13 protein-coding genes are annotated in these 12,702 nt (G+C 69.4%); 8 read left to right on the plus strand and 5 right to left on the minus strand.

The features are described 5' to 3' along the window. Positions 1-80 precede the first annotated feature (80 nt). The 8 genes from GZ64_RS0107555 (at position 81) to GZ64_RS0107590 (ending at position 7,756) form a co-directional block, all read left to right on the plus strand. Positions 81-398: a PTS sugar transporter subunit IIB gene (locus GZ64_RS0107555; protein WP_029260573.1), complete on the plus strand. Its 318-nt coding sequence runs from the start codon at positions 81-83 to the stop codon at positions 396-398. Continuing rightward, a complete protein-coding gene (locus GZ64_RS0107560) occupies positions 395-673 on the plus strand; it encodes an HPr family phosphocarrier protein (protein WP_021199694.1) in 279 nt (92 codons plus the stop codon). The genes GZ64_RS0107555 and GZ64_RS0107560 overlap by 4 nt, the downstream gene beginning before the upstream one ends. Further along, entirely contained in the window at positions 670-2,355 is a 1,686-nt protein-coding gene (gene ptsP / locus GZ64_RS0107565; protein ID WP_036331196.1) for a phosphoenolpyruvate--protein phosphotransferase, read from the plus strand. Before GZ64_RS0107560 ends, ptsP begins: the two co-directional genes overlap by 4 nt. Then, complete coding sequence (locus GZ64_RS0107570) at positions 2,352-3,986, plus strand: PTS mannitol transporter subunit IICB (RefSeq protein WP_029265699.1); 1,635 nt, start codon at positions 2,352-2,354, stop codon at positions 3,984-3,986. Before ptsP ends, GZ64_RS0107570 begins: the two co-directional genes overlap by 4 nt. Continuing rightward, positions 3,983-4,417, plus strand: a complete 435-nt coding sequence (locus GZ64_RS0107575) for a PTS sugar transporter subunit IIA (RefSeq protein WP_029265700.1) — start codon at positions 3,983-3,985, stop codon at positions 4,415-4,417. Before GZ64_RS0107570 ends, GZ64_RS0107575 begins: the two co-directional genes overlap by 4 nt. Then, positions 4,414-5,571: a mannitol-1-phosphate 5-dehydrogenase gene (locus GZ64_RS0107580; protein WP_029265702.1), complete on the plus strand. Its 1,158-nt coding sequence runs from the start codon at positions 4,414-4,416 to the stop codon at positions 5,569-5,571. Before GZ64_RS0107575 ends, GZ64_RS0107580 begins: the two co-directional genes overlap by 4 nt. A gap of 99 nt (positions 5,572-5,670) precedes the next feature. Further along, positions 5,671-6,963, plus strand: a complete 1,293-nt coding sequence (locus tag GZ64_RS0107585) for a flavin-containing monooxygenase (protein WP_029265704.1) — start codon at positions 5,671-5,673, stop codon at positions 6,961-6,963. A gap of 49 nt (positions 6,964-7,012) precedes the next feature. Beyond that, a complete protein-coding gene (locus GZ64_RS0107590; RefSeq protein ID WP_029260568.1) occupies positions 7,013-7,756 on the plus strand; it encodes an alpha/beta hydrolase in 744 nt (247 codons plus the stop codon). 3 nt (positions 7,757-7,759) lie between these two features. Here GZ64_RS0107590 and GZ64_RS0107595 read toward each other — a convergent pair whose 3' ends face one another. From GZ64_RS0107595 to GZ64_RS0107615, 5 genes are read right to left on the minus strand one after another with little or no spacing between them, the layout of a single operon-like run. After that, entirely contained in the window at positions 7,760-8,653 is an 894-nt protein-coding gene (locus GZ64_RS0107595) for a carbohydrate kinase family protein (protein ID WP_029260567.1), read from the minus strand. 37 nt (positions 8,654-8,690) lie between these two features. Then, on the minus strand, positions 8,691-9,800 hold the full coding sequence (locus GZ64_RS0107600) for a polysaccharide deacetylase family protein (protein WP_029265706.1): 1,110 nt from the start codon (positions 9,798-9,800) through the stop codon (positions 8,691-8,693). Between the two features lie 2 nt (positions 9,801-9,802). Continuing rightward, a complete protein-coding gene (locus GZ64_RS0107605; RefSeq protein ID WP_029265709.1) occupies positions 9,803-10,918 on the minus strand; it encodes an adenosine deaminase in 1,116 nt (371 codons plus the stop codon). Positions 10,919-10,968: 50 nt separating this feature from the next. Beyond that, positions 10,969-12,282 (minus strand): thymidine phosphorylase, encoded by a 1,314-nt coding sequence (locus GZ64_RS0107610; protein WP_029265711.1) that lies wholly within the window; start codon positions 12,280-12,282, stop codon positions 10,969-10,971. Next, positions 12,279-12,677 (minus strand): cytidine deaminase, encoded by a 399-nt coding sequence (locus GZ64_RS0107615; RefSeq protein WP_017828470.1) that lies wholly within the window; start codon positions 12,675-12,677, stop codon positions 12,279-12,281. Before GZ64_RS0107615 ends, GZ64_RS0107610 begins: the two co-directional genes overlap by 4 nt. Positions 12,678-12,702 lie beyond the last annotated feature (25 nt).

Genomic DNA, 12,702 nt, shown 5'->3' on the forward strand with positions numbered 1-12,702 from the left:
GTTCCGCAGGGGCGGAAAGGAACGTGTTGGCGCGCACCCCTCCACCGTTCCCAGACTGTTCTCAGGAAGGGTGGGCATCGATGAGGATTCTCGTGGTGTGCGGTGCGGGAGCATCGAGCACGTTCGTCGCGCAGCGGCTCCGCCGTGCGGCAGCCGCGGCCGGTCTCGATTGGGACGCGGCGGCCGGTATGGAGAGCTCCGTCGCCGGATCCGACCATGACCTCGTCCTCGTCGGCCCTCATCTGAGCGACCGCCTCGACGCCATCCGCGAAGGTGCGAGCGCGCCCGTCGCGGTGCTTCCGGACGACGTCTTCGCCGATCTCGACGGCTCGCGCACGCTCGACCTCGCCCGATCGATCCTCGCCGCCGCCGGCGAAACCCCGAAAGGAACATCATGACCGCCACCCGCACCGTTCGGATCGGCTCCTCGCACGGATTGCACGCCCGCCCCGCGAAGCTCTTCGCGCAGGCCGCGAAGGATTCCGGCATCGCCGTGACGATCGCCAAGGACTCGGGCAAGCCGGTCAACGCGGCGAGCATCCTCGGGGTCATCGCCCTGGCCGTCGAGCACGGCGACTACGTGACGCTCACGGCCGACGGCGAAGGCGCCGAGAACGTGCTCGACACGCTCACCGAACTCCTCACCACCGACCACGATCAGGACTCCGCATGAGCGAGCTCCGGGGAGTGGGGATCGGTCTCGGGGTCGCCCAGGGCCCGATCGTCCGCATGGCCGAGGCGATGCCCGCTCCGGAGAACACGCCCAGCACCGCGGGCGCGGACGTCGAACGCGCCCGAGTCCGCGACGCCGTCTCCACCGTTGCGAACGAGCTGAACGAACGGGGCGAAGCCGCCGGCGGATCCGCGCAGGAGGTGCTCGAGGCGCAGGCCATGATCGCCGAGGACCCGACTCTCCAGGACGAGGTCGACACCCGGATCGACGCGGGTGCGACGGCCGAATGGGCTGTGCACGATGCGTTCGCCGGATTCCGCGCCACGCTCGAAGCCGTCGGCGGCTACCTCGGCGAGCGCGCAGCCGACCTCGACGACATCGCGCAGCGCGTGCTCGCCCGCCTCCGCGGCGTCGACGCCCCCGGCGTTCCGAACCCGGGACACCCGTTCGTCCTGGTCGCGCGCGACCTCGCCCCCGCCGACACGGCGCTCCTCGATCTGGACCAGGTGCTCGCGCTGATCACCACCGATGGCGGCCCGACATCCCACACCGCGATCCTCGCGCGGGAGAAAGGCATCGTCGCGATCGTCGGGGTCGCCGACGGCGAGATGCTCACCACCGGCGAGACCGTGATCGTCGACGCGGCCAGCGGCGTCGTCACACGCGAACCGACGGATGACGAGAAGGCCCGAGCCACGGAGCGCGCAGCCGCTCGCCAGTCGGCCGACGCGGCCCCACCCACTCCCGGCGCTCTCGCCGACGGCACGCCTGTCGCGCTGCTCGCGAATCTGGGGAAGCCTGCAGACGCGGCCGATGCGGTCGTTCGGGGGGCCGAGGGCGTCGGGCTGTTCCGCACCGAGTTCCTGTTCCTGTCCTCGGCGCAGGCACCCACCATCGCGCAGCAGCGCGAGTCGTATCGCGAACTGCTGGCGGCGTTCCCCGGCAAGAAGGTCGTGGTCCGGATGCTGGATGCGGGCGCCGACAAGCCGCTGGCGTTCCTCAACGACGCGCACGAGGAGAACCCGGCTCTCGGTCTTCGGGGCCTGCGGGCGCTGCGGGCGAGCGAGGACATCCTGCGCGAGCAGCTCACCGCGCTTGCGGAAGCCGACGCCCAGACGGAGGCGGACCTCTGGGTGATGGCCCCCATGGTGGCGACGGTCGAGGAGACGATCTACTTCACCGGCCTCGCTCGGGAATACGGGCTGAAGACCGCCGGCGTCATGGTCGAGATCCCGGCGAGCGCCCTGCTCGCCGACCGCGTGCTCGCCCATGCGGACTTCGCGTCGATCGGTACCAACGACCTCACGCAGTACACGATGGCTGCCGACCGCATGCTCGGCTCGGTCGCCGGCTTCCAGGACCCCTGGCACCCCGCCGTCCTGCGCCTGGTGCGCGAGGTCGGCGATGCGGGCGCACGTCTCGGCAAGCCCGTCGGGATCTGCGGCGAGGCCGCGGCCGACCCTCTCCTCGCCGTGGTGCTGGTCGGGCTCGGCGCGACCAGCCTCTCGATGGCACCGTCGGCCCTCGCCGACGTACGACACGCGCTGTCCGAGCGCACCCCGTCCGAGGCGCGGAGCCTCGCCCAGGCCGCCCTGGCTGCCGACGATGCCTCCTCCGCCCGAACCGCCGTGGCGACGCTCGCCGCGGAACTCCCCCTCCACAAGAAAGAGACGACATCATGACGACGACGTCACCTGCCGCCACCAGACCCGGCGGCCTCCGCGTAGGAGTGCAGCGCTTCGGCACATTCCTCTCGGGCATGATCATGCCCAACATCGCGGCCTTCATCGCCTGGGGCTTCATCACGATGCTCTTCATCCCGGCCGGGTTCTTCGGCGCGGACAGCCCGTTCGGCTGGCACTGGGCCGGCGTGTCCGAGATCATCGGCGGGGGCGGCGACTCCGCCATCATCGGGTGGCAGGGTGCCATGACCGCGGTCGCCGAGGGTGACAACGGGAACATCCTCGCCTACGTCGGCCTCGTCGGACCGATGGTCACGTACCTGCTTCCGCTGCTGATCGCGAACACGGCCGGCCGCATGGTCTACGGCGAGCGCGGCGGTGTGGTGGCCACCATCGCCACCGTCGGTGTGATCGTCGGCACCAACATCCCGATGTTCCTGGGCGCCATGATCATGGGCCCGATCGCCGCGTGGATCACCAAGCAGATGGACCGGCTGTGGGAAGGCAAGATCCGCCCCGGTTTCGAGATGCTGGTGAACAACTTCTCCGCCGGCATCCTCGGAATGATCCTCGCGATCGTCGGCTTCTTCGCCTTCGGCCCCGTCATGCTCGGCATCAGCGCGGCGCTCGGCTCCGCGGTCCACTGGCTCGTCACGCTGCAGTTGCTGCCGCTGGTGTCGATCATCGTCGAGCCGGCGAAGGTGCTGTTCCTGAACAACGCCATCAACCACGGCGTCTTCACCCCGCTCGGGATCGAGCAGGCGGCGGAGACCGGCAAGTCGATCCTCTTCCTCATCGAAGCGAACCCCGGCCCCGGCCTCGGACTGCTGCTCGCCTTCACGTTCTTCGGCGTCGGCGCGGCGAAGGCCTCCGCACCGGGTGCGGCGATCATCCAGTTCTTCGGCGGCATCCACGAGATCTACTTCCCGTACGCGCTGAGCAAGCCGACCACGATCCTCGCGCTCATCGCGGGTGGCGCGGCCGGAGTCACCACGAACATGGTGCTCGGCGGCGGTCTGGCATTCCCGGCCGCACCGGGGAGCATCATCGCCGTGACCGCAGCCGCCATCGGACCCGGCGTCGGCAACCTGCTGGTCGTGTACCTGTCGGTGATCATCGCCGCCACCGTCACCTTCCTCATCACCGGTGTGATCCTGCGGGCCTCCCGCAAGCGCGATCTGGAGGCCGAGGGTGACACCTTCGGTGCCGCGATCGCCCAGACCGAGGCGAACAAGGGCAAGTCGTCGGCCGCGATGGACGCGCTGCGCACGTCGACCGCGACCTCATCCCCCGAGGCGGCTGCCGCCGCGAGCACGACGGTGATCGCCGCCGCGCCGATCGAGCGCATCGTGTTCGCGTGCGACGCCGGCATGGGCTCATCCGCCATGGGCGCCAGTGTGCTGCGCAACAAGCTGAAGAAGGCCGGCATCGAGGACATCACGGTCACCAACCAGGCGATCGCGAACCTCGACGGAACGGCCGACGTGGTGATCACGCAGCAGCAGCTCACCGAGCGCGCCGAAGCGAAGTCGCCGAACTCGGTCCACGTGTCGGTCGACAACTTCATGAACTCGCCCAAGTACGAAGAGGTCGTCGAGATGGTGCGTGAACAGCGAAAGGAAAACGAATGAGTGTTCTCACCCCCGAACAGGTCCGCATCCACCCCGGAGGGGCGTCGCGCGACGAGGCCCTCCAGGAGGCGACCGACATCCTGGTCGCGGCCGGAGCCGTCACCCCGGCCTACGTCGACGCGATGCGGCAGCGCGAGGAGACCGTCTCGACCTTCATGGGGAACGGGCTGGCGATTCCGCACGGCACCAACGACGCGAAGGACACGATCCTCGCGTCCGCCCTGTCGGTGGTCCGCTACGACGGCGGTGTCGACTGGTCCGGTGACCCTGCGACGTTCGTGATCGGCATCGCCGGCGTGGGTGACGAGCACCTGGAGATCCTCTCCCGGATCGCGATCCTGTTCTCCGAGGAGGACGACGTGGCCCGGCTCTCCGCTGCGCAGACCCCGGAGGAGCTCTACGCCCTCCTCTCGGAGGTGAACGAGGGATGAAGGCGGTCCACTTCGGGGCGGGCAACATCGGGCGCGGATTCGTCGGTCTGCTGCTGCGCGAGGGCGGGTACGAGGTCGTCTTCTCGGACGTCGCCAACGCGCTGGTCGACGCGATCAACGCGGTCGACTCGTACACCGTGCACGAGGCCGGCCCCGGAGGGACCGATCACGTCGTCACCGGATTCCGTGCCGTGAACAGCCGGACGGACCCCGCCGCAGTGGCGGAAGAGGTGGCGTCGGCCGACGTCGTCACCACCGCCGTCGGACCGACGGTGCTGCGGTTCGTGGCCCCGTCGATCGTCGCGGGACTGGCCCTGCGCTCCCCCGCCGCCGCACCGCTGCAGGTGATGGCATGCGAGAACGCGATCGGCGCCACCGACCTGCTGCGCCGCGAGATCGTCGCCGCAGCAGGAGCCGATGCCGAGACGCTGCTGACCAGAGCGGTCTTCGCGAACACCGCCGTGGATCGCATCGTGCCGGCGCAGCCGGAGGGATCGGGCGTCGACGTGACGGTCGAGCCCTACTTCGAATGGGCGATCGAGTCGGGACCGTTCGGCGGAGAGCTGCCGAGAATCCCCGGCGCGCACTTCGTCGACGACCTGGCGCCGTACATCGAGCGCAAGCTGTTCACCGTGAACACGGGGCATGCGGCAACGGCATACTTCGGGGCCCGTGCGGGCATCGAGCGCATCTCGGATGCCCTGGCCGATCCGACGATCGCCGCGAGCGTCTCGGCTGCCCTCGAAGAGACGTCGGCCGTGCTGGTCGCCGAGCACGGCTTGGACCCGGAGGATCTCGCCGCCTATCGCGCGAAGATCCTCGACCGGTTCCGCAACCCCGCACTCGTCGACACCGTGCAGCGGGTCGGACGTCAGCCGCTGCGCAAGATCTCGCGTCACGAGCGCTTCGTGGGCCCCGCAGCCATGGCCGCGGAGCGCGGACTGTCCACCGAGGCCCTGGTCGCCGCCGTCTCGGCAGCGCTCGAGTTCGACGACCCGGCCGACGAGCAGTCGGTCGAGCTGCAGCAGATGCTGCGCGCGGAGGACGCCGCAGGGTTCACCACGCGGACGACGGGCCTCGACCCCGAGCATCCGCTGTTCCCGCTGATCCGGGATGCCGTCACCGCCCACCAGCAGCACATCGAGAGGGCCTGAGCCGCGACCCGTCGACGCCCCCGCCTGCCGATACGATCGGTGGGCGGGGGCGTTTCGCGCACGACGACGTGCGAGAACACACAGGTATCCGGGAGCCACATGAACAGATATGCCGTGATCGGCGCTGGTCCGTCCGGCCTCGCCGCAGCGCGCGCCCTGCAGAAGCGCGGGATCTCCGTGGACGGATACGAGGCCTCGCACGGCGTCGGCGGGCTGTGGGACATCAGCAATCCCCGCAGCACGATGTACGAGTCCGCGCATCTCATCTCCTCCCGCACGACGACCGAGTTCACCGAGTTCCCCATGCGGTCCCGGGTCGACTACCCCGGACACCGGGCACTCAGGGACTACTTCGACGACTATGCCCGGCACTTCGGGCTCACCGACCTCTTCCTCTTCGACACGCGGGTCGCGCGTCTCGAGCCGCGCGACGGCGGCTGGGATCTGACCAGTTCCGGCCCCAGGGGAGACGAGACGCACTGGTACGCGGGCGTCGTTCTCGCGAACGGGACGCTCGCCGAGCCGAACATCCCGGCATTCCCTGGTGAGTTCACCGGCGAACTGCTGCATACACACGCGTACAAGTCGCCCGAGCAGCTCAAGGACCGGCGCGTGCTGCTGATCGGCGCGGGCAACTCCGGCTGCGATATCGCGGTCGACGCCGTGCATCATGCGGTATCCGTCGACATGAGCGTCCGCCGCGGGTACTACTTCGTTCCGCGGTATCTGTTCGGCAGGCCGAGCGACACTCTCAACCAGGGGCGACCGCTCCCCGCGCGCATCAAGCAGGCCATCGACAGTCGTGTGCTGCGGGCCTTCACCGGCGACCCCGTGCGGTTCGGGTTCCCGGAGCCCGACTACCGCATCTACGAGTCGCACCCGATCGTGAACACCATGGTCCTGAACCACCTCGGGCAGGGCGATCTGCGCATCCGTCCCGACGTCTCGCGCTTCGACGGCGCGAGCGTGCACTTCCGTGACGGCAGCGCCGACGACTACGACCTCGTGCTGCTCGCCACCGGCTACACCCTCGACTATCCGTTCGTCGACCGCGAGCACCTGCACTGGCGCGGTGCCGCGCCGCGGCTGTTCCTGAACGTCTTCCCCGCCTCGTTCAACGGCCTCTACGTGATGGGCATGATCGAGGCCTCGGGCATCGGCTGGCAGGGCCGCTACGAGCAGGCGGAGCTGCTCGCGGCCTACCTGAACGCGGTCGAGCAGGATCCGGAGCGCGCGTCGCGATTCCGCGATCGTGTGACCGGAAGCCCCTGGCCCGATGTGACCGGCGGCTACCGCTACCTGGGCCTGGATCGGATGGCCTACTACGTCAACAAGGACGCCTACCGCGGTGCCGTCCGGAACGAGAAGCGCATTCTGGAGTCACGGGCGTAGCACCCCTCGGTGACGAGCGACCGTCGACCGGGCGGAGTAGCGTTGTCTCGTGCAGAAGAAGCCCCGCCGGATCCTGAAGCGCGTGCTGTGGAGCGTCGCGATCGTGCTGGTCGTCGCCGTCGGCGGCGTGCTCGCCTGGACCCAGATCGGCGTCATGGCCGCGGAGCCGGAGCCGCTCGCCTCGGTGCGGGAGAACCCGGCCATCACCGTGACCGATGCCGACCAGGGCATCGTGCTCGCCCCCGCCGACGGGAGATCGGACCTCGGCCTCGTCTTCATCCCCGGGGCCAAGGTGGATCCGTGGGCGTATGCCGCGATCCTGCAGGGGCTGGCCGAAGAGGGGGTCACGGTCGTGATCACACGCCCGTGGCTGAACCTGGCGTTCTTCGACCCGCGCGGACTCGACGCCTTCACCTCGGCGGCCCCCGACGTCGATGTCTGGGGCGTCGGCGGGCACTCCCTGGGCGGCGTGCGTGCATGCCAGCTCGCGGACGACGCCGATGCGCTCGTCCTGTTCGCCTCCTACTGCGCGAACGATCTCTCCGGCAGTGGGCTTCCCGTCCTCAGCCTGTCCGGCAGCGAAGACGGGCTGTCCACCCCCGAGAAGATCGCCGATGCGCGCGATCAGCTGCCCGCCGATGCCGACATGGTCGAGATCGAAGGGGCGTCGCACGCGTCCTTCGGCGACTACGGACCGCAGGACGGCGACGGCACTCCGACGATCTCCCGCGACGAGATGCACGCGGAGGTCACGCGTCTGACCGACGAGTTCCTCGCACCGCTCTCGCCCTGAGCGTCACCTCCCCACGGCCCCGAGGACCGGGTCGAGCAGCGGATGGAGGTGCCGGGTGCGCAGGACCGCCGCCGCCGAACGCGCCCCCGCCTCGAGCGCAGTGGTGACGCCCGCCCCGTCGAGCCGCGCGTCGAGCACGCCCGCGAGGAACGCATCACCCGCGCCGTTCGTGTCGACGACCTCGACGGGCACCGCAGGAACCCGATGCACCACGCCGTGCTCGTCGACCGCCACGGCCCCCTCCGCTCCCAGGGTGCACACGGCCAGGCGCGCTCCCGCCGCGATGCGGGACTGCAGGAACACGACCGGGTCGTCCAGCCGGTCGGCGTTGCAGAACACCGCATCAGCGGCGTCGAGGAACGGCCGGTGGTAGTGCGCCCTGCCGTCGTAGTCGTGCACATCCACCCAGATCGGCGTGCCGGTCGATCGGGCGAGAGGCAGCAGGCGCAGGGGTTCCGCGGCGAGGTCGAGCACGACCGCATCGGCAGCGACCATCCGGTCGCGCATCCGGTCGTCGCGCGTGCCCTCGGCCGTGCTCGGGGTCGACAGGTACAGCGAGACGCGACCGCCTTCACGCGTCATCAGGTTCAGATGCCGTTCGGTGACCCCGTCGTCCCAGGAGGTCTGCACGCCGGCGGCGCGCAGTGCGTCGCGCACGCGCCCGCCCTCCGCATCCGTCCCGGAGATGGCATGCAGCCGTGTGGTCCGGCCCAGCGCGGTCAGGCTGAGCGCCTTGCCCGCGCTGGTCCCTCCGACCGTCTCCCACGTGTCCTCGGCGAACTGCATGTGCGGCACCGGCTCGGGAAGCCGATCCAGCACGATGATCGTGTTCCACGATGCCGGCCCGACGATGACGACGGAGGCGGATTCCGCTGCGGACTCTGAGGAGGAGGGCATGGGACCATCCTGCCGTGCCTCGTCTCGGCCGTCTCCTTCAGCCGATGCGCGAGACCAGCGCGTCCAGCCCCATGCCGTAGTCGATGCGCACGACGGGAAGGGCGAGCTTGTCGGTGCCGACCTTCACATATCCGGGCTCGATGGTACGTCCCATCTCGTAGCCGGCCTGGGCGACGCCCTGCTTGGTGGTGTCGTTGTAATGCCCGTACGGATACGCCACGACCTGACCCACACCGAGGATCTGAGCCGACGTCGTCAAGTCTGCCGCGATCTGATCGGCCGTCCAGTTGACCATCCGCCCCTTGCCGTTGTCGCCCGCCTGGTGCATGTCATGCGTGTGCGAGCGGCGCTGCACGTAGATGGACGGCGCCGGGTCCTGCCGAGCGGCCGTGATCATGAACGACGTGCTGAGCAGCTTGTACTTGTCCACGACCGGCACCGCGAGATCGAACCACGACTGGTCGGCGTCGTCATCGGTGATGATCACGCTCTTCGCAGGAAGCGAGAGCCGCCCGTCGATGAAGGCGCTGAGCTCGTCCCAGGTGGGCAGGTAGAAGCCCGTCGTCGCGATGTGGTTCATCTGTGCATCGAAGTCACCGATGTAGGCGTAGTTGCCGCGCAGCCAGCCCTTCTCCCCCTCGGGGTTCGCCGTGAACTGGTGATACATGAGGATGGGCACTCGCACGTTCTCCGCGGCGTTCTGCTCCGGCGTCTTCCAGGCGGCGAAGAGCTCGACCTGCTGGTCCGTGCACACCACGGGGTCGGCGCCGTTCACGCGGGCCGCGACCGTCAACGCTCCGGCGTCCGCCGCCGTCGCGTACCAGCCGGCGAACACCCGACCCTCCAGCTGCGGGATCGGAAGGCCCTGGTACAGGGCGTCCTGGAACTGCAGCATCGGGTCGGCAGGAGCCCCGTCGCCCGAGAAGGTCACCGCACAGGCGCGCGGATCGTTCGCATCCGCCACGATCTGCTCCGCCGGCGTCAGCGGATGCTCGATCGTGGCGGACTGCGCCTTCGGAATCGTGTTCTCCTGCGCACGGTTCAGCCAGACGAAGGCGGCAGCGCCACCTCCGACGACGACGGCGGTCACGACGGCGCTGACGATGATCGCGGCGCGCGTGCGGCGCTTCTTCCCCCCGGAAGCCATGGTCAGGCGTCGAAGCCTTCGGCGATCATCTCCACGAGCTCCTCGCGCTCCTCGACGGGGAGGAACGCCGCGGCGGCGGCGTTGAACTGGAAGGTCTCGAGGTCGTCGAGGTCGTACTCGAACGCCTCGACGAGCAGGGCGAGCTCACGCGTGAGAGACGTGGCGCTCATGGTGCGGTTGTCGACGTTCACGGTCACCGCGAACCCGAGCTGGTAGAGCAGGTCGAAGGGGTGGTCCACCATGGTGTTGCCCCACGCGGCGATGGCCCCGGTCTGCAGGTTCGACGAAGGCGAGAGCTCGAGCGGGATCTCGCGGTCGCGGACCCAGCGCGCGAGGTCGCCGAACTGCACCTGCACCTCGTCGCCCTCCTGGGTGATGACCTCGAGGTCTTCGGCGATGCGCACACCGTGGCCGAGCCGCAGCGCGCGTCCGTCCAGCAGAGCCGAGCGGATGGAGGCGGGACCCGCCGCCTCTCCCGCGTGCACGGTGACGGGGAAGAAGTTCTCGGCGAGGTAGTCGAACGCCCTGCGGTGGTTCGACGGCGGGAAGCCATCCTCAGGACCGGCGATGTCGAAGCCCACGGCACCGCGTCCGCGGAAGTCGACCGCGAGTTCGGCGATCTCGAGGGCGCGATCGGTGTGCCGCATCGCCGTGATCAGCTGCCCGACGCGGATGCTGCGTCCCGAGCGGTCCGCGGCGTCCTCACCCTCTTCGATGCCCTGCTGCACCGCCTCCACCGTCTGTTCGAGCGTGAGGCCGCGAGCCAGGTGCTGCTCGGGCGCCCAGCGCACCTCGCCGTAGATCACGCCGTCGGCGGCGAGGTCTTGGACGAACTCCCGTGCGACACGGGTGAGGCCCTCCTGCGTCTGCATCACGGCGGTCGTGAGGTCGAACGTCTTGAGGTACTCGACCAGCGAACCGGAATCGCTCTGCTTCGCGAACCACGATCCCAGCGCCTTCGGGTCGGACTCCGGAATCTCCAGGCCGATCGCGTCCGCGAGCTCGATGATCGTGGCGGGCCGCAGCGCGCCGTCGAGGTGGTCGTGCAGCGACACCTTGGGAAGGCTCCGCAGGGAGACCCCCTGAAGTGTGACGTCGCCGTTCGCATCGATCGACATGGTGATCCTCTCGGTCGCGGATGTGCTCAGTTCAGGCTAGCGGTCCGCCGTCACGCCGTGATGCGCTCACGGACGATGGGGCCGGTCACCGGCGCCTCATCCCCGATCTCCCACGAACCATCGAGGGCGTCGAGAGCCCTGCCGAACCGGGCATCGTCGGCGGCTGAGAGGGTGAAGAGCGGCTGGCCGGCGACGACGCGATCGCCCGGCTTCGCATGCAGATCGATGCCTGCCTCGAAGACCACCGGGTCCTGCGCCCTGGCGCGCCCCGCGCCGAGACGCCAGGCAGCGACGCCGAACGGGAGGGCATCCATGCGCGTGATGATTCCGTCGGTGGGGGCGAGCACCTGGTGGGTCTCGCGCGCCGTCGGGAGCGCGGCATCCGGATCTCCGTCCTGAGCGCGGATCATCGCCTTCCAGGTGTCCATGGCGCGGCCGTCCTCGAGAGCGGCCTCCACGTCGGCGTCCGGCTGTCCTGCGAGGGCGAGCATCTCGCGTGCCAGGGCGATCGTGAGCTCGCGCACATCCGAGGGTCCGCCACCGGCGAGGATCTCGACGGATTCACGGACCTCGTTCGCATTGCCGATCGCAAGGCCGAGCGGGACGTTCATGTCGGTCAGCAGGGCCGTCGTCGCGACCCCGGAGTCGGTGCCGAGAGCGACCATGGTGCGGGCGAGCTCGCGGGCGCGATCGATGTCCTGCATGAACGCACCGGAGCCGAACTTCACATCGAGCACGAGAGCGTCCGTGCCCTCGGCGATCTTCTTCGACATGATGCTCGACGCGATCAGCGGGATCGCCTCGACGGTGCCGGTGACGTCGCGGAGCGCATACAGCTTCTTGTCCGCGGGTGCGAGGCCAGAGCCGGCGGCGCAGATGACCGCACCCACGTCTCCCTGCATCTGCGCGAACATCTCCTCGTTGCTCAGAGCAGCGCGCCATCCGGGGATCGACTCGAGCTTGTCGAGCGTGCCGCCCGTGTGACCGAGCCCGCGACCGCTCAGCTGCGGCACGGCCACGCCGAACGAGGCGACCAGCGGGGCGAGCGGCAGCGTGATCTTGTCGCCGACGCCACCGGTGGAGTGCTTGTCGACCGTGCGCTTGCCGAGGGAGGCGAAGCTCATCCGCTCCCCCGACGCGATCATCGCGTCGGTCAGCACGCGGATCTCGTCGCGCTCCATGCCGCGCTGGAAGATCGCCATCGCGAACGACGCCATCTGCGCGTCCGAGACATAGCCGCGGGTGTAGGCATCGACCATCCACCGCAACTCCGCCTCGGGCACGGCACCCCCGTCGCGCTTGGCGCGGATCACATCGATCGCGTCGAACGGTTCGATGGCTCCCTGAGCCTGTCCAGCGGTCATCGTGCTTCCTCCAGGTCGCGCGGCCCGAACGCATCGGGCAGCACCTCGTCGATTGTGCGGATGCCGGAGACGGTCTCCAGGAGCATCCCGGGCATCGCATGCTCGAACAGCAGCTGGCGACAGCGTCCGCACGGCATGATCGTCTGCCCCTCGTTGTTGACGCACACGAACGCGACGAGCTGGCCGCCGCCGGACATGTGCAGGTCACCGACCAGCGCGCACTCCGCGCACAGCGTCACACCGTACGACGCGTTCTCCACGTTGCAGCCGGCCACGATGCGGCCGTCGCCGACGAGGGCGGCCGCACCCACGCGGTAGCGCGAGTACGGCGCGTACGCCTTCGTCATGGCATCCGTGGCGACCTGGCGCAGTTCATCCCAGTCGATGTCGGTCATTGCGATGATTCTCTCTTCCGGCAGG

Origin of the sequence: Microbacterium sp. Cr-K32, assembly GCF_000708345.1 — a bacterium.
GTDB lineage: Bacteria > Actinomycetota > Actinomycetes > Actinomycetales > Microbacteriaceae > Microbacterium > Microbacterium maritypicum_A.

Bases quoted from the DNA above. Each gene is read 5' to 3' on its own strand.
- GZ64_RS0107610 (WP_029265711.1), bottom strand. From the start codon at position 12,282: ATGACCGCTGGACAGGCTCAGGGAGCCATCGAACCGTTCGACGCGATC.
- ptsP (WP_036331196.1), top strand. From the start codon at position 670: ATGAGCGAGCTCCGGGGAGTGGGGATCGGTCTCGGGGTCGCCCAGGGC.
- GZ64_RS0107585 (WP_029265704.1), top strand. From the start codon at position 5,671: ATGAACAGATATGCCGTGATCGGCGCTGGTCCGTCCGGCCTCGCCGCA.
- GZ64_RS0107600 (WP_029265706.1), bottom strand. From the start codon at position 9,800: ATGGCTTCCGGGGGGAAGAAGCGCCGCACGCGCGCCGCGATCATCGTC.
- GZ64_RS0107615 (WP_017828470.1), bottom strand. From the start codon at position 12,677: ATGACCGACATCGACTGGGATGAACTGCGCCAGGTCGCCACGGATGCC.
- GZ64_RS0107580 (WP_029265702.1), top strand. From the start codon at position 4,414: ATGAAGGCGGTCCACTTCGGGGCGGGCAACATCGGGCGCGGATTCGTC.
- GZ64_RS0107605 (WP_029265709.1), bottom strand. From the start codon at position 10,918: ATGTCGATCGATGCGAACGGCGACGTCACACTTCAGGGGGTCTCCCTG.
- GZ64_RS0107595 (WP_029260567.1), bottom strand. From the start codon at position 8,653: ATGCCCTCCTCCTCAGAGTCCGCAGCGGAATCCGCCTCCGTCGTCATC.
- GZ64_RS0107555 (WP_029260573.1), top strand. From the start codon at position 81: ATGAGGATTCTCGTGGTGTGCGGTGCGGGAGCATCGAGCACGTTCGTC.
- GZ64_RS0107570 (WP_029265699.1), top strand. From the start codon at position 2,352: ATGACGACGACGTCACCTGCCGCCACCAGACCCGGCGGCCTCCGCGTA.
- GZ64_RS0107575 (WP_029265700.1), top strand. From the start codon at position 3,983: ATGAGTGTTCTCACCCCCGAACAGGTCCGCATCCACCCCGGAGGGGCG.
- GZ64_RS0107560 (WP_021199694.1), top strand. From the start codon at position 395: ATGACCGCCACCCGCACCGTTCGGATCGGCTCCTCGCACGGATTGCAC.